The organism is Streptomyces sp. NPDC056373 (assembly GCF_042262425.1).
Lineage (GTDB): Bacteria > Actinomycetota > Actinomycetes > Streptomycetales > Streptomycetaceae > Streptomyces.
In genome coordinates this window covers 243,512-259,809 of record NZ_JBHJPX010000008.1, presented here as the reverse complement: position 1 = coordinate 259,809, position 16,298 = coordinate 243,512, and the positions used below count along the sequence as shown (strand labels likewise).

At 72.2% G+C, this 16,298-nt stretch carries 15 protein-coding genes and 1 pseudogene; 13 read left to right on the top strand and 3 right to left on the bottom strand.

What is annotated here, in order from left to right:
• Positions 1-143 precede the first annotated feature (143 nt).
• Complete coding sequence (locus ACFCXS_RS18970) at positions 144-1,175, bottom strand: LacI family DNA-binding transcriptional regulator (protein ID WP_376644483.1); 1,032 nt, start codon at positions 1,173-1,175, stop codon at positions 144-146.
• A gap of 216 nt (positions 1,176-1,391) precedes the next feature.
• On the opposite strand from ACFCXS_RS18970, the gene ACFCXS_RS18965 reads away from it, so the two are divergent.
• From ACFCXS_RS18965 to ACFCXS_RS18905, 13 genes are all read left to right on the top strand, one after another.
• Positions 1,392-1,649, top strand: coding sequence for a helix-turn-helix transcriptional regulator (locus ACFCXS_RS18965; RefSeq protein ID WP_104782202.1), 258 nt, complete (start codon positions 1,392-1,394; stop codon positions 1,647-1,649).
• A 50-nt stretch (positions 1,650-1,699) separates the two neighbouring features.
• Positions 1,700-2,659, top strand: coding sequence for an SMP-30/gluconolactonase/LRE family protein (locus ACFCXS_RS18960; RefSeq protein ID WP_376644482.1), 960 nt, complete (start codon positions 1,700-1,702; stop codon positions 2,657-2,659).
• A gap of 235 nt (positions 2,660-2,894) precedes the next feature.
• Positions 2,895-3,350: a fluoride efflux transporter CrcB gene (gene crcB / locus ACFCXS_RS18955; protein WP_376644481.1), complete on the top strand. Its 456-nt coding sequence runs from the start codon at positions 2,895-2,897 to the stop codon at positions 3,348-3,350.
• Positions 3,347-3,727: a DUF190 domain-containing protein gene (locus ACFCXS_RS18950; protein ID WP_376644480.1), complete on the top strand. Its 381-nt coding sequence runs from the start codon at positions 3,347-3,349 to the stop codon at positions 3,725-3,727. Before crcB (ACFCXS_RS18955) ends, ACFCXS_RS18950 begins: the two co-directional genes overlap by 4 nt.
• Complete coding sequence (gene crcB / locus ACFCXS_RS18945) at positions 3,724-4,071, top strand: fluoride efflux transporter CrcB (RefSeq protein WP_376644479.1); 348 nt, start codon at positions 3,724-3,726, stop codon at positions 4,069-4,071. Before ACFCXS_RS18950 ends, crcB (ACFCXS_RS18945) begins: the two co-directional genes overlap by 4 nt.
• Positions 4,072-4,152: 81 nt before the next feature.
• Positions 4,153-4,989: an undecaprenyl-diphosphate phosphatase gene (locus ACFCXS_RS18940; protein ID WP_376644478.1), complete on the top strand. Its 837-nt coding sequence runs from the start codon at positions 4,153-4,155 to the stop codon at positions 4,987-4,989.
• 174 nt (positions 4,990-5,163) lie between these two features.
• On the top strand, positions 5,164-5,853 hold the full coding sequence (locus tag ACFCXS_RS18935; protein WP_376644477.1) for a FadR/GntR family transcriptional regulator: 690 nt from the start codon (positions 5,164-5,166) through the stop codon (positions 5,851-5,853).
• Complete coding sequence (locus tag ACFCXS_RS18930; RefSeq protein ID WP_376644476.1) at positions 5,850-7,280, top strand: amino acid permease; 1,431 nt, start codon at positions 5,850-5,852, stop codon at positions 7,278-7,280. Before ACFCXS_RS18935 ends, ACFCXS_RS18930 begins: the two co-directional genes overlap by 4 nt.
• Positions 7,281-7,324: 44 nt before the next feature.
• Positions 7,325-8,341 carry an asparaginase gene (locus ACFCXS_RS18925; protein ID WP_376644475.1) on the top strand — a complete coding sequence of 339 codons (1,017 nt, stop codon included), beginning with the start codon at positions 7,325-7,327 and terminating at the stop codon, positions 8,339-8,341.
• Positions 8,342-8,464: 123 nt separating this feature from the next.
• Complete coding sequence (gene aspA / locus ACFCXS_RS18920; protein WP_376644474.1) at positions 8,465-9,874, top strand: aspartate ammonia-lyase; 1,410 nt, start codon at positions 8,465-8,467, stop codon at positions 9,872-9,874.
• 43 nt (positions 9,875-9,917) lie between these two features.
• Positions 9,918-10,841: a glutaminase gene (locus ACFCXS_RS18915; RefSeq protein ID WP_376644473.1), complete on the top strand. Its 924-nt coding sequence runs from the start codon at positions 9,918-9,920 to the stop codon at positions 10,839-10,841.
• A gap of 321 nt (positions 10,842-11,162) precedes the next feature.
• Entirely contained in the window at positions 11,163-12,557 is a 1,395-nt protein-coding gene (gene mptB / locus ACFCXS_RS18910; RefSeq protein ID WP_376644472.1) for a polyprenol phosphomannose-dependent alpha 1,6 mannosyltransferase MptB, read from the top strand.
• A complete protein-coding gene (locus tag ACFCXS_RS18905; protein WP_376644471.1) occupies positions 12,554-13,939 on the top strand; it encodes a glycosyltransferase 87 family protein in 1,386 nt (461 codons plus the stop codon). The genes mptB and ACFCXS_RS18905 overlap by 4 nt, the downstream gene beginning before the upstream one ends.
• An 11-nt stretch (positions 13,940-13,950) precedes the next feature.
• Here ACFCXS_RS18905 and ACFCXS_RS18900 read toward each other — a convergent pair.
• Positions 13,951-14,835: pseudogene (locus tag ACFCXS_RS18900) on the bottom strand (D-alanyl-D-alanine carboxypeptidase family protein); the annotation flags it as partial.
• Positions 14,836-14,923: 88 nt separating this feature from the next.
• Entirely contained in the window at positions 14,924-16,066 is a 1,143-nt protein-coding gene (gene rho / locus ACFCXS_RS18895; RefSeq protein WP_376644470.1) for a transcription termination factor Rho, read from the bottom strand.
• Positions 16,067-16,298 lie beyond the last annotated feature (232 nt).

The following is a 16,298-nucleotide window of genomic DNA, read 5'->3' as shown; positions in this document are numbered from 1 at the left end:
TAACACCGGCGCGGGGTTCAATGACCGTGCATGGAGTACGGGCTCGTCGCCCGGGCGCGGAACGGCCCGCCCCCGGCCGCCACCCCGGCCGTCCCCGGACATCCCCCCGGATCGCAAGCGTTTCCGGCAGGTCTCCGCGAGCCTCAGGCCGACTCCCGCTTCACCAGCTCCGTCGGCAGGATCACCGCCGCCGGTTCCTCGCCCCCGATCTGCGCGAGCAGCACCCGCACCATCTCGTTGCTGATGCGGTCCCAGGGCTGCCGGATGGTCGTCAGCCCGGGACTGGAGGCCACGGCGGCCGGCGAGTCGTCGAAGCCGCCCAGCGCCACGTCCTGCGGCACCCGCCGCCCGGCCCGCCGCAGTGCCGTGAGCGCCCCCTGCGCCATGAGGTCGGAGGCCACGAACAACGCGTCGATGTCCGGGGCCTGCGCCAGCAGCCGCTCGGCGCCCGCCTCGCCGCTCGCCCTGCCGTAGTCACCGGAGACGACCAGCCGCTCGTCGAACTCCAGGCCCGACTCCGCCAGCACCTCCTGGTAGCCGGCGAGGCGCTCGACACCGCCGGGTGTGGTCAGCGGCCCGGTCACCGTGCCCACCCGGCGCCGCCCGAGCGACAGCAGGTGGCGCACCATGTCGCGGGCCCCGTCGCGGTCGTCCGCGGCCACGTAACTCACCTTGGAGGCCAGCCCGATCGGCTTCCCGCACGCGACCAGCGGCACCCCCGCCTCGCGCAGCCGCTCCGCCACGGGGTCACCGGAGTGGCTGGAGACCAACAGGACCCCGTCGACGTGCCCGGCGGTGATGTACCGCGTGATGCGCCGCCGTTCGTCCTCGGTGCCCGCCAGCATCAGCAGCAGCGGGATGTCGTGCGCGGCGAGCGCCTGGGTGCAGCCGCGCAGCAGGACGTTGAAGTTGGGGTCCTCGAAGAACCGCTCCTGCGGCTCGGTGAGCAGGAAGCCGATCGAGTCGGACCGCCCGGTGATCAGGGAGCGGGCGTGCCGGTTGACCACATAACCGGTCCTGCGGATGGCCGCGTTGACCGCCTCCTGGGCGGCCGGACTGACGTAGTGGCCGCCGTTGAGGACACGCGAGACGGTGCCGCGCGAGACCCCCGCCTCGCGCGCGACGTCATGGATCGTGGGCGGCCTGCGCCTGCCTCCCGCAGCGTTCATGGTCATGACTTTACGGCTCCGGAGAACGGATCCGGACTCCGCCTGGGGAGGGGCCGGCCTGTCGTCCGAGCCCCTCCCCCTCCACCTGGGTGTCCGAACTCCACCCTGGGTCAAGGCAGTTCGGTATCGGTCAACGATGCCGAGTGCGGGACAGGGCGGCATCGGCTGCGCGACAGTGGGAAGGCTCGGTGAGAGGGCGAAGCCGCGAGGCAGGGGCACGACATGCTGAGGACTCCCACGGACGAGACGCGGCTGCGCATCCTGGCTTGGCTGAAGGAACCCGGTCCCGCGGCGGACGGTGTCACCGCGGACGCCGTCGCCGAGCGGTTCTCGATACCGCGCCCGGTCGCCGTCACCCATCTGCGGCTGCTGGAGGCCACCGGCATGCTGCGCACCAGCAGGTCCGCGGGCCGTGTGCGCTACCACCGCGACGACATGCGGATCGCCGAGGTCGCCCGGATGTTCGAGAAGGGCTGGTAGGCCACCCGGTACCGCCGCATCGCCCCCGATGACGAAGGACAGCTCTCGCTATGGAACGTCCCACGGCACTCGTCCCCCGCCACTACATCGCGGTGGGCCCCGGCCCCGAGGACGTGGTCGCCGACCCGCGCGGCCGCGTCCTCACCGGCGTCGCGGACGGACGCATCCTGCGGCTGGACGCCCTCGCCGACCCGGTCGCGGCCCGCGTCGAGGTGCTCGCCGAGACCGGCGGCCGGCCGCTCGGCCTCGAACTCCTCCCCGACGGCGACCTGCTGGTGTGCGACGCCGAACGCGGACTCCTGCACGTCGGCACCGGCGACGGCACGGTCCGGATCCTCGCCGACTCGGTGGCGGGAGAGCCGCTGCGCTTCTGCAGCAACGTCGTGGCCCTCTCCGACGGCAGCGTCTGCTTCACCGTCTCCAGCCGCCGCTACCCCCTGGAGCACTGGATCGGCGACATCGTCGAGCACACCGGGACGGGACGGCTGCTGCGGCTCGCCCCCGGCGCCGACGCTCCCGAGGTGGTGCTGGACGGCCTGCAGTTCGCCAACGGGGTCGCCGTCGGCGCGGACGAGTCCTTCCTCGTCGTCGCCGAGACCGGCGCCCGCCGGCTGCTGCGCGTCCCGCTCACCGGGCCGAAGGCCGGGCGCAGCGAGCCGTTCGCCGAGAACCTCCCCGGCATGCCCGACAACCTCTGGCGCGGCGCGCCCGACGGACCGATCTGGGTCGCGCTCGCCGGGCCCCGCGTCCCGCCCCTCGAGCGGCTCCACCGCAGCGCGCCCGGCGTCCGGGCCGCCGCCGCGCGCGTCGCCGTACGCGCCCCGTTCCGCCCCACCGGCACGATCGCCCTCCAGGCCTTCGACGACGAGGGCCGCGTCGTGCACCATCTCGCCCGCCGCCGCTCCGGCTACCGCATGCCCACCAGCGTCTGCGAAGCGGGCGGGCACCTGATCCTCGGCAGCATCCGGGAACGGGGCGTAGCGGTCTGCGAGGCGCCCGCGGCGAAGTGACCCGCGTCGTCCGTCCCGAGGTGCTCTCGACCGGCAGGTGATCTCACCGCCCGCCTCGGAGTGACCCCGCCCCGCGCTCGGGGTTAACCTGAACTCCGGCCGCGACGGGCGTCGCGGCGCGGCGGTGGGGCCCGCCGTACCCGAACCGCGGCGAGGAAGCCGCCAACGGTCCCTACTTGCGACGGCACGCGCCCGCACGACCCCGGGCCCCGGCGAGTAGGAGACGGACCACCCCATGACAGCCCCCGAAAGCCTCCGCGTCGCGGCGCCGGCTCCCCACCGGCCCTCTTGGCGTGCCCAGGCGCCCGTCGTCGCGGTGGTCTCGCTCGGCGGGGGAGTGGGCGCGACCGCCCGCTACGCGGCCTCCCTCATGTGGCCCAAGCCCCCGGGCGGCTTCCCCTGGACGACCCTCTGGGTCAACATCGCCGGCTGCGCCGTGATCGGCGTGTTCATGGTGATCATCACCGAGGTCCGCACCGCCCACCCCCTCGTCCGCCCCTTCTTCGGCACCGGCGTCCTCGGCGGCTTCACCACCTTCTCGACGTACGCCGTCGACATCCAGAAACTCATCGACGGCGGTCGTCCCGGCACCGGACTGGCCTACCTCGCCGCCACCCCGCTCGCGGCCCTCACGGCGGTGTGGCTCGCGGCCGGAACGACCCGCCGCGTCCTGAAAGGCAGGCAACGATGACGAGGCTCACCGGCAGGGCCCTGCGCCTGACCGTCTTCATCGGCGAGAACGACACCTGGCACCACAAGCCCCTCTGCTCCGAGATCGTGCACCGGGCCCACGCGGCGGGCCTCGCGGGCGCCAGCGTCTTCCGAGGCATCGAGGGCTTCGGCGCCTCCTCCCTGATCCACACCTCGCGGCTGCTGTCCCTGAGCGAGGACCTGCCGGTCGCCGTGGTGATCGTCGACACCGAGCCACGGGTCCGCGCCTTCCTGCCGCAGCTCGACGAACTGGTCACCGAGGGGCTGGTGACACTCGACGACTGCGAGGTCATCCGGTACACGGGCCGGGACGACACGCCCGGCACGACGGACACGAAGGGTAAGAGCTCGTTGTGAACTGGCTGCTGGTCGTCGGTGGCGCGATGGTGGGCGCCCCGCTGCGCTACCTCACCGACCGGGCGGTCCAGGCGCGCCACGACTCCGTCTTCCCCTGGGGCACCTTCACGGTCAACGTCACCGGCTCCCTGGTCCTCGGCCTGCTCACCGGAGCCGCCACCCACGTCCAGCTGTTGCTCGGCACCGGCCTGTGCGGGGCCCTGACGACCTACTCGACGTTCTCCTACGAGACGCTGCGGCTGGCGGAGACCGGCGCGCGTCTCCAGGCGGCCCTCAACGTCGGCGTCACGGTGGCGGTCGGCCTTGCCGCGGCCTTCGCCGGGGCGGCACTGGCGCGTATGTGAGGCGCGTCCATGAGCTCCGTTCTCGTCCGGGTGTAGTAAGACGGTCCCCTCCGCTCCCGCCCTCGAGCAGAACTGGATCCCATGAGCGTCATCAGCGTCGGTCAGGCCGTCGTCCTCGGAGCCGTCGAGGGGGTGACCGAGTTCCTGCCCGTCTCCTCCACCGGGCATCTGAAGATCGTCGAGGGGCTGATGGACATCCCCGTCGACGACGACGCCGTGGTCGGGTTCTCGGCCGTCATCCAGGTCGGCGCGATCGCCGCGGTGCTCGTGTACTTCTTCAAGGACATCGTGCGGATCGTCTCCGCCTGGGGGAGGGGCCTGCGCGACCGCGAGCAGCGGTACCACCACGACTACAAGTTCGCCTGGTGGGTGATCTGCGCGACGATCCCGATCGTCGTCGTCGGACTCGCCGCCAAGCCGCTCATCGAGGGCCCCCTCGCCTCGCTGTGGGTGGTCGCCGGCTCCCTGATCGCCGGCAGCGGCGTGATGTGGGCGGCGGACCAGATGGGCCGGCACAAGCGCGGCGAGGACGACACCTCCTTCAAGGACGCGATGCTGGTCGGCAGCTCCCAGATCCTCGCCCTGCTCTTCCCCGGCTTCTCCCGCTCCGGCGCCACCATGTCCACCGCGCTGATCCTCGACCTGGACCGCGTCGCCGCCACCCGGCTCTCCTTCTTCCTCGGCATCCCGGCGCTGACCGGTGCCGGCCTCTACGAGCTCAAGGACGCGCTGGGCACCGGGGTGGGAGCCGCCCCGCTCGCCGTGGGCACGCTCGTGTCGTTCGTCGTGGCGTACGCCTCCATCGCCTGGCTGCTGAAGTTCGTCGCCAAGCACTCGTTCAACGCGTTCGTGATCTACCGGATCGTGGTGGGTGTGCTGCTGTTCGGCCTGCTCGGGGCGGGTGTTCTGCACAGCTGAGTGTTCCGCCGGGAGGCGCCGGGGCCTGTGCCCGGCGCCGTCGTGGCTTGTCGCGCAGTTCCCCGCGCTCCTTCGGGAGCACCCTTGACAGCACGAGCCGTCGGCCGGAGTATCTCTCCCGTGAACCTGTCAGACAGCCGGACAGCCGGACAGCCTGTGCGTCGCGTCAGTGCCATGGAAGCGGTGCTGGCGTACCTGCGCGGCGCCATCGAGCGGGGTGAGTACGCCATCGGCGACAAGCTCCCCTCGGAGGCCGAGCTCTGCCGCACTCTCGAGGTCTCCCGGCCCGTGCTGCGCGAGGCGCTGCGGGCCCTGCAGACCATGGGCCTGACCGTGTCCCGGACCGGCAAGGGCACCTTCGTCGTGGCCAGCACCGTCGAGGACCCCACCTTCGGCGACTACTCCGCCAGCGACCTGCTGGAGGTGCGCCGTCACGTCGAGATCCCGGTCGCCGGGTACGCGGCCAGGCGCCGCACCCCGGAGAACCTCGACCACCTGGCCCACCTCCTGGACCGGATGGAGCGGGAGACCGACACCACCGCGTGGGTCGCCATGGACAGCCTGTTCCATCTCGCCGTGGCCGAGGCCGCCCAGAACCCGGTCTTCCGCCGGGTCATCGAGGAGATCCGGGACGCGCTGGCCCGCCAGTCGGCCTTCCTCAACGAGCTGGGCGGCCGCCGCGAGCAGTCCAACCGCGAGCACCGGGCCATCGTCGAGGCTCTGACCGACGGTTCCGAGACCGACGCGGTGGAGGCCATGGCCCACCATCTCGACCGCGTCGAGACCACCCTCACCGACATCGTGCGCTCCTCGCGCACGGACACCCCCACGGAAACCCCCATGGAAGGCGGAACCGAGGCGTGAGCGAGCAGTCCCTGCACGACGATGTGCAGAAACGTTCCATCCATGTCGATGCCGGAGACGCGGGCTACAGCAAGTCCCTGAAGTCCCGGCACGTCAACATGATCGCCATCGGCGGAGCCATCGGCACCGGCCTGTTCCTCGGCGCCGGCGGCCGCCTCGCCGACGCCGGCCCGTCGCTCTTCATCGCGTACGCGGTCTGCGGCCTCTTCGCCTTCCTCGTCGTGCGCGCCCTCGGCGAACTGGTGCTGTACCGGCCCTCCTCGGGTGCCTTCGTCTCCTACGCCCGTGAGTTCATGGGGGAGAAGGGCGCCTACACCGCCGGCTGGATGTACTTCCTCAACTGGGCCACCACCGGCATCGCCGACATCACCGCCGTCGCCACCTACACCCACTACTGGGGCATGTTCTCCGACATCCCGCAGTGGGTCATCGCGCTGATCGCGCTGGCCGTGGTGCTCACCGTGAACCTGATCTCGGTCAAGATCTTCGGCGAGCTGGAGTTCTGGTTCGCGATCGTCAAGGTCGGGGCCCTGGTCGTCTTCATGTGCATCGGCATCTTCCTGCTGGTCACCCAGCACCCCGTCGACGGCCACACCCCGGGCCCGTCCCTCATCGGCGACAACGGCGGCGTCTTCCCGCAGGGCCTGCTGCCCATGCTGCTGATCATCCAGGGCGTCGTCTTCGCCTACGCCTCCGTCGAACTGGTCGGCGTCGCCGCCGGTGAGACCGAGAACCCCGAGAAGATCATGCCGAAGGCGATCAACTCGATCATGTGGCGCGTCGGCGTCTTCTACGTCGGCTCGGTCGTCCTGCTGTCGATGCTGCTGCCGTGGAACAAGTACACCGCCGGCGAGAGCCCCTTCGTGACGGTGCTGTCCAACATCGGCATCCCGGCGGCCGGCGGCGTGATGAACCTCGTCGTCCTCACCGCCGCCATGTCCTCCCTCAACTCCGGCCTGTACTCCACCGGCCGCATCCTGCGCTCCATGGCCATGTCCGGATCCGCCCCCCGGTTCACCTCAGTGATGAGCCGCAGCCAGGTCCCCTACGGCGGCATCCTGCTCACCAGCGGCATCTGCGTGCTGGGCGTCGGCCTCAACTTCGTCGTGCCCGCCGAGGCGTTCGAGATCGTGCTGAACTTCGCCGCGATCGGCATCCTCGCCACCTGGGGCATGATCATGATCTGTCACCTCCTCTTCTGGCAGAAGACCCAGAAGGGCGAGCTGACCCGCCCGGGCTACCGGCTCCCGGGCTCCCCCTGGACCGAGATCGTGACGCTGGCCTTCCTCGCCTCCGTCCTGGTCCTCATGTACGCCGACGGCGGCGCGGGACGCACCACCGTGCTGTGCCTGCCGCTGATCGTCGGGGCCCTGGTCGTCGGATGGTTCGTCATCCGCGGCCGTGTCGCACGCAAGTCCACCACCTGAGCCGACGCGTGAGGAACGCGTCGCTCCCCGAGAAGCAGGCAGTGATGTTCAGCAGTTCTCTCGCGGACGCACCCCTTGTCCGTGAACCCCTCCACGCCCCCGTCGCCCACCTCGTCCGCGGCGGAATCGTCGAAGGCATCCACTACGGCTCCGTCGTCGTCCTCGACGCCGACGGACAGGTCCGGCTCCAGATCGGAGACATCGAGGCCGCCTTCTACCCCCGCTCCGCGATCAAGCCCGTACAGGCCGTGGCCATGGCCCGGGCCGGGCTGCCGCTCGACGGCGAGCTGCTGTCGCTGACGGCCGCCAGCCACTCCGGCGAGGAACGGCACCTCGCCGGGGCCCGGCGCATCCTCGAACTCGCCGGGCTCACCGAGGACCACCTGCGCAACGTCCCGGACCTGCCGTTCGACCCGGTCGTCCGGGACGCCTGGGTGCGAGAGGGCCGACTGCCCTCACGGCTCGCCCAGAACTGCTCGGGCAAGCACGCGGCCATGCTCTACACCTGCACCCTCAACGGCTGGTCCCTGGAGGACTACCTCGACCCCGGCCACCCGTTGCAGCAGGCCGTCGCCGAGATCGTCGAGGACCTCACCGGGCAGAGCATCGCCGGCGTCACCGTCGACGGCTGCGGCGCGCCCCTGTTCTCCCTCTCCCTGCACGGACTGGCCCGGGCCGCCGCCCGGATCACCACCGCCGCGCCGGGCACGCCCGAGGCCAGGGTCGCCGACGCGATGCGCGAACACGCGGAGATGGCCTCCGGCTCCGGCCGGGACGTCGCCGCGCTGATGCGGGCCGTGCCCGGACTGCTGTCCAAGGACGGCTTCGAGGGCGTACAGGTCGCCGCGCTGCCCGACGGCCGGGCCGTGGCGGTGAAGATCGCCGACGGTGCGAACCGGGCGCGTGTCCCGGTGGCTGCCGCCGCGCTGGCCCGGGCCGGTGTCGACCCGGATATGCTCACCGAGTTCGCGGGTGAGCCGCTGCTGGGCGGTGGGCGTGAGGTCGGGCGTGTGCGGCCCGTCCGCTCGCTGGAGCCGGTCGCCGGTGCTGCCCGCGCTTGATGACGTGCCGGATTCTGCCCTCCGGCGGCTGCGGCGCGCATGTGGCCGGTCGGGCAGTTCCCCGCGCCCCTGACGGGGCGCACCACCACCCTCACCTCCCTCAGAAAGAGGACCCCCACCGTCATGACCGCCGCCACCCGTTCCGAGCACGATCTGCTCGGTGACCGTGACGTTCCCGCCGAGGCGTACTGGGGTGTGCACACCCTGCGGGCCACGGAGAACTTCCCCATCACGGGCATGACCATCTCCGCCTATCCGCACCTGATCGACGCCCTGGCCGCCGTCAAGGAGGCCGCCGCCCTCGCCAACGAGGAGCTCGGCCTGCTGGAGCCGAGGAAGGCCGCCGCCATCGTCGAGGCCTGCCGTGAGATCCGGGACGGCAAGCTGCACGACCAGTTCGTCGTGGACGTCGTCCAGGGCGGCGCCGGCACCTCCACCAACATGAACGCCAACGAGGTCGTGGCGAACCGGGCACTGGAACTGCTGGGCCACGCCAAGGGCGAGTACGGGTTCCTGCACCCCAACGAGGACGTCAACCTCGGCCAGTCCACCAACGACGTCTACCCGACCGCCGTCAAGATCGCGACGGTGTTCGCGGTACGCGGGCTGCTCGACGCGATGTCCGTCCTGCAGGACACGTTCGCCCACAAGGCCGTCGAGTTCCGCGAGGTCCTCAAGATGGGCCGTACGCAGTTGCAGGACGCCGTGCCCATGACGCTGGGCCAGGAGTTCTCCGCCTACGCCGTCATGCTGGACGAGGACCGCTCCCGTCTCGCCGAGGCCGTCCAGCTCATCCACGAGATCAACCTCGGCGCCACCGCGATCGGCACCGGGCTCAACGCCCCCGCCGGATACGCCGAAGCGGCCCGCCGCCACCTCGCGGCCATCACGGGGCTGCCCCTGGTGACGGCGGCCAACCTGGTCGAGGCGACCCAGGACTGCGGTGCCTTCGTCCAGATGTCCGGAGTGCTCAAGCGCATCGCGGTCAAGCTCTCCAAGAGCTGCAACGACCTGCGGCTGCTGTCCTCCGGCCCGCGCGCCGGCCTCGGCGAGATCAACCTGCCGCCGGTGCAGGCCGGTTCGTCCATCATGCCCGGCAAGGTCAACCCGGTCATACCCGAGGTGGTCAACCAGGTCGCCTTCGAGGTCATCGGCAACGACGTCACCATCACCATGGCCGCCGAGGCCGGACAGCTCCAGCTCAACGCCTTCGAGCCGATCATCCTGCACTCACTGTCGGAGTCGATCACGCACCTGCAGAGCGCCTGCCTGACCCTGGCCGAGCGGTGCGTGTCCGGCATCACGGCCAACACCGAGGCACTGCGCGCCGGCGTGGAGAACTCCATCGGCCTGGTCACCGCCCTCAACCCGCACATCGGCTACACGGCCGCCACCGACATCGCCAAGGAGGCCCTCGCCACCGGCCGGGGCGTGGCCGAGCTCGTCCTGGAGAAGGGCCTGCTCCCCGCCGAGACACTCGCCGGCCTGCTGCGCCCCGAGGTCCTCGCCGGAAGCGGCCCGGCACCGGCCTGACCTGCCGGAGCGCACCGGGACCGGCGGAGGGACAATACCGATCATGACGTCGCCGACGACCTTCCAGCCGGTCCTGGAGCGCATCGCCGAGGAGATCGAACGGACCCCCGGCCGCGGCCGGCCCGCCGACTACATCCCGGCGCTCGCCGCCCGCGACCCGCGCAGCTTCGGTATGGCCGTCGCCGAGCCGGACGGCACCGTGTACGGGGTGGGGGACTGGCGGCAGCCGTTCTCGGCGCAGTCCCTCACCAAGGTGTTCACCCTCGCCCTCGACCTGGCCCGCGAGGGCGACGTCCTGTGGGAGCACGTGGGCCGCGAACCCTCCGGCAACCCCTTCAACTCCCTCGTCCAGCTGGAGTACGAGAACGGAATCCCGCGCAACCCGTTCATCAACGCGGGCGCCCTCGTCGTCACCGACCGGCTGCACACCCGCACCGGCGACGCGTCCGGCGAACTGCTGACGTTCCTGCGGGCGGAGAGCGGCAACCCCGGCCTGGCCTTCGACGAGGAGGTCGCCGCGTCCGAATCGGCGCACGGCGACCGCAACGCCGCGCTCGGCCACTTCATGGCGTCCTACGGCAACATCGACAACCCCGTGCCCACGCTCCTGGAGCAGTACTTCCGGCAGTGCTCGATCGCCGCGTCCTGCGCCGACCTGGCCCTCGCCACGAGCTTCCTCGCCCGGCACGGCATACGTGCCGACGGCACCCGCCTGCTCACCCGCAGCCAGGCCAAGCAGATCAACGCGATCATGCTGACCTGCGGTACGTACGACGCGGCGGGCGACTTCGCCTACCGTGTGGGCCTGCCCGGCAAGAGCGGAGTGGGCGGCGGCATCATCGCGGTCGTACCCGGCCGCTGCACCCTGTGCGTGTGGAGCCCGGGCCTCGACGAGCGGGGGAACTCGGTGGTGGGCGTGGCAGCCCTGGACCGGTTCACGACCCTGACCGGCCTGTCGGTGTTCTGACCACCCGGAGCGGCAGCCGCGGCGAGGTGTGATCCGCGTTCCAAACCGCCTCGTAGTAGCCGTTCTGCCGGTAGTGGTGGCGGCGAGGACCAGCCGCCCCACCCGCTCGGGGTGGCGCACGCCCACGTCGAGGGCGGTCCGGCCGCCGAGGCCGAAGCCTGATCACGTCCGTTCGTCGGTGTGCTGATGGCGGTGGGACCCCTGCTCCGGCGGGAACTCACCGGCCGGCGATCACCGGCCGGTCACCGCGGGGCCGCCCTCCGGAGAGGGGTGCGTCCCCTTGCGGCCATCCGCCGTTGACACGCTGCCCGAGTGTTGGCCATGGCTTTCCCCGTCGATCTCCGCCGCTGCCAGATGTTCGGTCTGGCCGGTACCGCCTGCCTCGCCCTGGGCGGTGAGACTGCCGGTGCCCTGCCCGTGGAGGACCTTCTCCACCCGGCCTCCGCTCGCGCCGCTGTAGGCCTGGTCGGCGCGTACTTCGGCGTCGTCCTGCTGATCGCGGCCTGGGCGCTGCTGGGCCGGCTGGTCCGGGGGCCGAGACCACCCGCGCCGCGCGCCCTGCTGCTCGTGCTCGCGGTGTGGGCGGCCCCGCTGCTGCTGGCGCCGCCTCTGTTCAGCCGGGACGTCTACAGCTACCTCGCCCAGGGGGCGATGGTCGAGGCGCACCTGGACGTCTACGCGCACGGGCCGTCCCTGCTCGGCGGTCCGCTCGCGGACGAGGTCGCCCCGCTCTGGCGGCACACCGGCGCCCCGTACGGGCCGGTGTTCCTGGCCGTGGCGGCGGCCCTGTCGGGTCTGACCCGCGGTGAACTGCCCGCGGGCCTGCTCGGGATGCGGCTCGTCGCCGTGGCGGGCGTGGCCCTGATGGCGGCCGCGCTGCCCCGCCTCGCCCGCCACAACGGCGCCGACCCGAGTGCGGCGCTGTGGCTGGGAGCCCTCAACCCGCTCGTCCTGCTGCACCTGGTCGCGGGCGCCCACAACGACGCCGTCATGCTCGGCCTGCTCGGCGTCGGCCTGGTGGCGGCCCTCGGCCGGTGGCCGGTCCTCGGCGCCGTCCTGGTCACCCTCGCCGCCCTGGTCAAGGCGCCCGCCGCGCTCGGTCTCGCCGCCGTCGTGGTGCTCCAGGTGCGTGCGGGCCGCAGCCCGTCGAAGGCCGTCGTGACGACCACCGTCGCGGCCGCGGGGACCACCGTCACCGCGACGGCCGTGGCCGGCACCGGCTACGGCTGGGTCGGTGCCCTGAACACCCCTGCCTCACCCCAGAACTGGGCGCTGACCACCCTCCTCGGCCGCGCCACCCGGGCCCTGCTCACACACCTCGGCAGCGATCTCGCGCCCTTCGCCGTTCCCGCCTGGAACGCGCTGGGCGTCGTGACCGCAGGGGCGGCGATCGTGCTGATCTGGCGACGGCTGCGCGTGCGGCCGGTGTACGCGCTCGGCCTGTCCCTTGCCGCGGTGGCCGCGCTCGGCCCCGCGATCCGCCCCTGGTACGCCCTGTGGGGCCTGTTCCTCATCGCCGCCGCCACGCCCAGCAACTCCGTACGCCACCGCACGGCGGCGGTGACCGGGGTGCTCGCGCTGTCCGTCCTGCCCAGCGGCGGCCCGGCGGACTCGGGGCAACTCGTGCTGGCCGTCTGCGGCGCGGCACTCGCCCTCGTCGTGCTGTGGCAGGCCCACCAGGCCGAACTCGCCCCGGCGCCGGGAGGCGCGGCATGACCCCGGCCCTGCCGCGCACCGACCGGGGCCGGCTGCTGCTGGTGCTGGCCCTCGCGGCGCTGGTGACGGTCTTCACCGCGACCGTGCCGCTGCTTCGCGACTGGTTCGACCTGCGCGTCTACTACGGCAGCATCGACAGCTGGGTTCACCACGGCGGCCGGGTGTACGACTACCGGGTGCCCGGGACGACGTACGGCTTCACCTACCCGCCGTTCGCCGCGGTCGCCATGCTGCCGATGGCCCTGCTCGACCTGCGCACCGCCATCGCCGCCGCTCTGCTGCTCAACCTGGCAGCCCTCGCCCTGGTGATGCGCCTGCTCGCGGGGCAGGACCGGCAGCGCCCCGGCTGGTTCGGCTGGGCCCTGATCGCCTGTCTGCTCGCCCTCTTCGAGCCACTGCGCGACACCTTCAGCTTCGGTCAGGTCAACCTGCTGCTGCTGGCGCTGGTCCTCGCCGACGCGAGGCTGCTCGCCACCGGACGCGGACGTCTGGCGGGTGCGGGCATCGGGCTCGCGGCGGCGGTCAAACTCACGCCCGCGCTGTTCATCGGTCTGCTGCTGGTGGCCAGGCGGTGGCACGCGGCGGCGGTCGCGACGGCCGTCGCCCTCGGGGCCACGGCCCTGGCGGCGTGGGTGGACCCGGACGCCTCGCGCTTCTACTGGACCGAGGCGCTGTGGGACACCGGCCGTGTGGGGCGTCTCGACTACGTCTCGAACCAGTCGGTGCAGGGCATCCTGGCCAGGCTCGGTGAAACGGACCGCACGGTGTGGGCGGTGGCGGTGCTGGCGGTCCTCGGCGTATGGGTGTCACGGACGCGCCGGGCGGTCGCCGCGGGGGACTGGACGGCGGCGTTCGCCCTGACCGGCCTCGCCGCCTGTCTCGTCAGCCCGATCACGTGGGTGCACCATCTGGTGTGGCTGCTTCCGTCCTTCGCCGTGCTGGTCCGGGCGGGGCGCCCGAGGATCGCGGGCGCCCTGTACGCGGTGCTGTGCACCAGCGTGGTGTGGCTGTGGTTCGACGACGCTTCCGGCGTCGACGGGTTCGTGGGCAGCAACACCTACGCCTGGATCACCCTGGGGCTGCTGCTGTGGCTGCCGGCCGGTCAGCTCCCGTCCGGTCTGCGGACCGGGAGCCTCAGCACCAGCACCACGACCGCCGCGCCCGTACCGGCGGCACCCGCGATCAGCCCCGCCTCCGTCCAGGCGGAGGTGTGCTCCTCCGGCACGGCCGCCGCTACCGCCGGCGGCGGCGTCGTCGTCGCCCGCGCGGAGGTGGGGGGCGCGCCGAGCGAGCCCACCGACTCGACCTTCCCGGCCGATCTGAACCCCCAGTCGAGCAGCGAGCGGGCCTCCTCGTACACGGTGGACCCACCGCCGTCCTGAGGGTTCATCACCGTCACGACCAGGGTGCGCCCGTCGCGGCGCGCCGCCGCGACGAGTGTGCTGCCGGCCTTGCTGGTGTAGCCGTTCTTGATGCCGATCAGCCCGGGGTACGGCTTCACGCCCTTGGCGCCGCTCAGCAGCCGGTTGGTGTTGAGGATCGGGTACGACGACGTGCCGTCGCCGGGGAACGCGGCCTCGACGGTGGCGCAGTACCGGGCGAAGTCGGGGTTGCGCAGCCCCACCCGGCCGAACACCGCCAGGTCGTACGCCGACGACACCTGGCCGGGTGCGTCGTAACCGTCGGGCGACACCACATGGGTGTCGAGGGCGCCGAGGGAGCGGGCCTTGGCCTGCATCCGCTCGGCCGTGAGCCGCCAGCCGCCGTTGAGCTCGGCCAGGACGTGCACGGCGTCGTTGCCCGAGTTGAGGAAGACGCCGCGCCACAGGTCGGCGATCCGGTACGAGTGGCCTTCCACGACCCCGACCAGGCTGCTGCCGGCACCGATGCCCCGCAGCTCCCGCTCGCTGACCGTGTGCCGGACGCCCGCCGGCAGCCCGGGCAGCACGGTGAGGGCGAACAGGGTCTTCAGGGTGCTGGCCGGGGGCAGTCTGCGGTGCGCGTTGTGGGCGGCGAGCACTTCACCGCTGCGGGCGTCGGCCACCAGCCAGGACAGCGCGGAGACCTCCGGGAGGCGAGCCACGCCGGGGCGCGGGCGGACCTGGGTGCCGGGTCGGTACAGCAGCGAGGGGTGCGGTGCCGCGGCCCGCGGCCCACCCGGTGGCGTGGGATCCGCGCCGACGGGGTCGGCCGCCGCCGCGGGCGTCAGCGCCAGGAGCCCCGCCACGCAGAGCGCACCGGCCGACGCGGCCACCCGGGAAGAGAGTCCGATGATCATATGATCAAAGTAGGAACGGACCTGCTTCGCACGGCGACGGCGGGGCCGCATTCCGCGCGCTAGCACCCGGATGGATGATCTCCCCGCGTCAGGCCGGCGGCAGGGTCGGCTGGATGCGCCGCAGGAACGTCGCGTTGTCCGGCGTCTCGCGCATGCGCTCCAGGAGGGTCTCCAGACCGCCCTGCCCGTCCCGGCCCTGCAGCACGCGCCGCAGGCCGTGAACGGCCGCCAACTCGGCCGGGTGCAGCAGGAGTTCCTCGCGGCGGGTGCCGGAGAGGGTGATGTCGACGGCCGGGAACACCCGGCGGGATGCCGGATCCCGGCTCAGGCGGAGCTCCATGTTGCCGGTGCTCTTGAGCTCCTCGAAGTAGAAGTCGTCGGCCCGGGAGCCGGTCTCCACCAGGGCGGTCGCGAGGATCGTGAGGGAACCTCCCTCCTCGGCGGACCGGGCGGCGCCGAAGAACCGCTTGGGCCCGGTCAGCGCGGACGCGTCGACGCCCCCGCTGAGGATGCGGCCCCCGGAAGCGGCCGCGTTGTTGTGCGCCCGGCACAGCCGGGTCAGCGAGTCGAGGAGGAGGACGACGTCCTCACCGGCCTCGACGCGCCGTTTGGCGCGCTCGATCACGAGGTCGGCGAGCGCGATGTGCTGCTTGGCGCTGCGGTCGAACGTCGAGGCGTACACCTCGCCCCGTACGCAGCGCCGCATGTCGGTGACCTCCTCGGGCCGCTCGTCGAGCAGCAGCATCATCAGCCGGCACTCGGGGTGGTTGCCGGTGACGGCGGCGGCGAGCTGCTGGAGGAGGACGGTCTTGCCGGTCTTGGGCGGGGCCACGATGAGCCCGCGCTGGCCCTTGCCGACCGGTGCGATCAGGTCGACGACGCGACCGGCGAGGCCGGCGGCCGGGTGCTCGAGCCGCAGCCGCTCCTGCGGATGCAACGGCGTCAGATCGTGAAAACGGCGCCGGCCGCGCAGGTCACCGGGCGCACGGCCGGCGATGTGGGAGACGTCGGTCAGGGCGTGCCGGTCTCCGGTCACGCCCTCGACGAGATCGCCCTTGCGCAGGCCGTACCGGCGGATCAGCGCGGGGGAGACCGCGGCGTCGGCGGGCGAGGGCAGGCAGTGCTCGGCGCGCAGGTGCCCCTTCCCGTTCGAGTCGATGTCGAGGACACCGGAGACGGTCCGGGCCGGGGACTGCTGCCGGACGGGTGGATTGTCGAGCGTGGTGGTCATGGTGGTGTGTGTCCTTTCACGGACGGCAGGCATGGGATGTGCGAGGGGGAGGGGGAGAGCCGCGCGGGGAGGAGGGCCTGTGGCGCGCTTCCGGGCGGCGGGGGACAGCACCTCGGGTACGACGAACACGTCGTGGTGCTGGAAATGCACGTCGTGGTGCTGGAAATGAAGGAGAGAGATGAAGAACGGCACCGGCGCCCGCAAAGAGGGGCGTGCACGAGTGCTCTTCGCA

Excerpts from the sequence above, each read along its gene's own strand:
- ACFCXS_RS18960 (WP_376644482.1), top strand. The coding sequence starts at position 1,700 with ATGGAACGTCCCACGGCACTCGTCCCCCGCCACTACATCGCGGTGGGC.
- mptB (WP_376644472.1), top strand. The coding sequence starts at position 11,163 with ATGGCTTTCCCCGTCGATCTCCGCCGCTGCCAGATGTTCGGTCTGGCC.
- crcB (WP_376644481.1), top strand. The coding sequence starts at position 2,895 with ATGACAGCCCCCGAAAGCCTCCGCGTCGCGGCGCCGGCTCCCCACCGG.
- aspA (WP_376644474.1), top strand. The coding sequence starts at position 8,465 with ATGACCGCCGCCACCCGTTCCGAGCACGATCTGCTCGGTGACCGTGAC.
- ACFCXS_RS18905 (WP_376644471.1), top strand. The coding sequence starts at position 12,554 with ATGACCCCGGCCCTGCCGCGCACCGACCGGGGCCGGCTGCTGCTGGTG.
- ACFCXS_RS18925 (WP_376644475.1), top strand. The coding sequence starts at position 7,325 with ATGTTCAGCAGTTCTCTCGCGGACGCACCCCTTGTCCGTGAACCCCTC.
- ACFCXS_RS18935 (WP_376644477.1), top strand. The coding sequence starts at position 5,164 with ATGGAAGCGGTGCTGGCGTACCTGCGCGGCGCCATCGAGCGGGGTGAG.
- rho (WP_376644470.1), bottom strand. The coding sequence starts at position 16,066 with ATGACCACCACGCTCGACAATCCACCCGTCCGGCAGCAGTCCCCGGCC.
- ACFCXS_RS18970 (WP_376644483.1), bottom strand. The coding sequence starts at position 1,175 with ATGACCATGAACGCTGCGGGAGGCAGGCGCAGGCCGCCCACGATCCAT.
- ACFCXS_RS18940 (WP_376644478.1), top strand. The coding sequence starts at position 4,153 with ATGAGCGTCATCAGCGTCGGTCAGGCCGTCGTCCTCGGAGCCGTCGAG.
- ACFCXS_RS18965 (WP_104782202.1), top strand. The coding sequence starts at position 1,392 with ATGCTGAGGACTCCCACGGACGAGACGCGGCTGCGCATCCTGGCTTGG.
- ACFCXS_RS18950 (WP_376644480.1), top strand. The coding sequence starts at position 3,347 with ATGACGAGGCTCACCGGCAGGGCCCTGCGCCTGACCGTCTTCATCGGC.
- ACFCXS_RS18915 (WP_376644473.1), top strand. The coding sequence starts at position 9,918 with ATGACGTCGCCGACGACCTTCCAGCCGGTCCTGGAGCGCATCGCCGAG.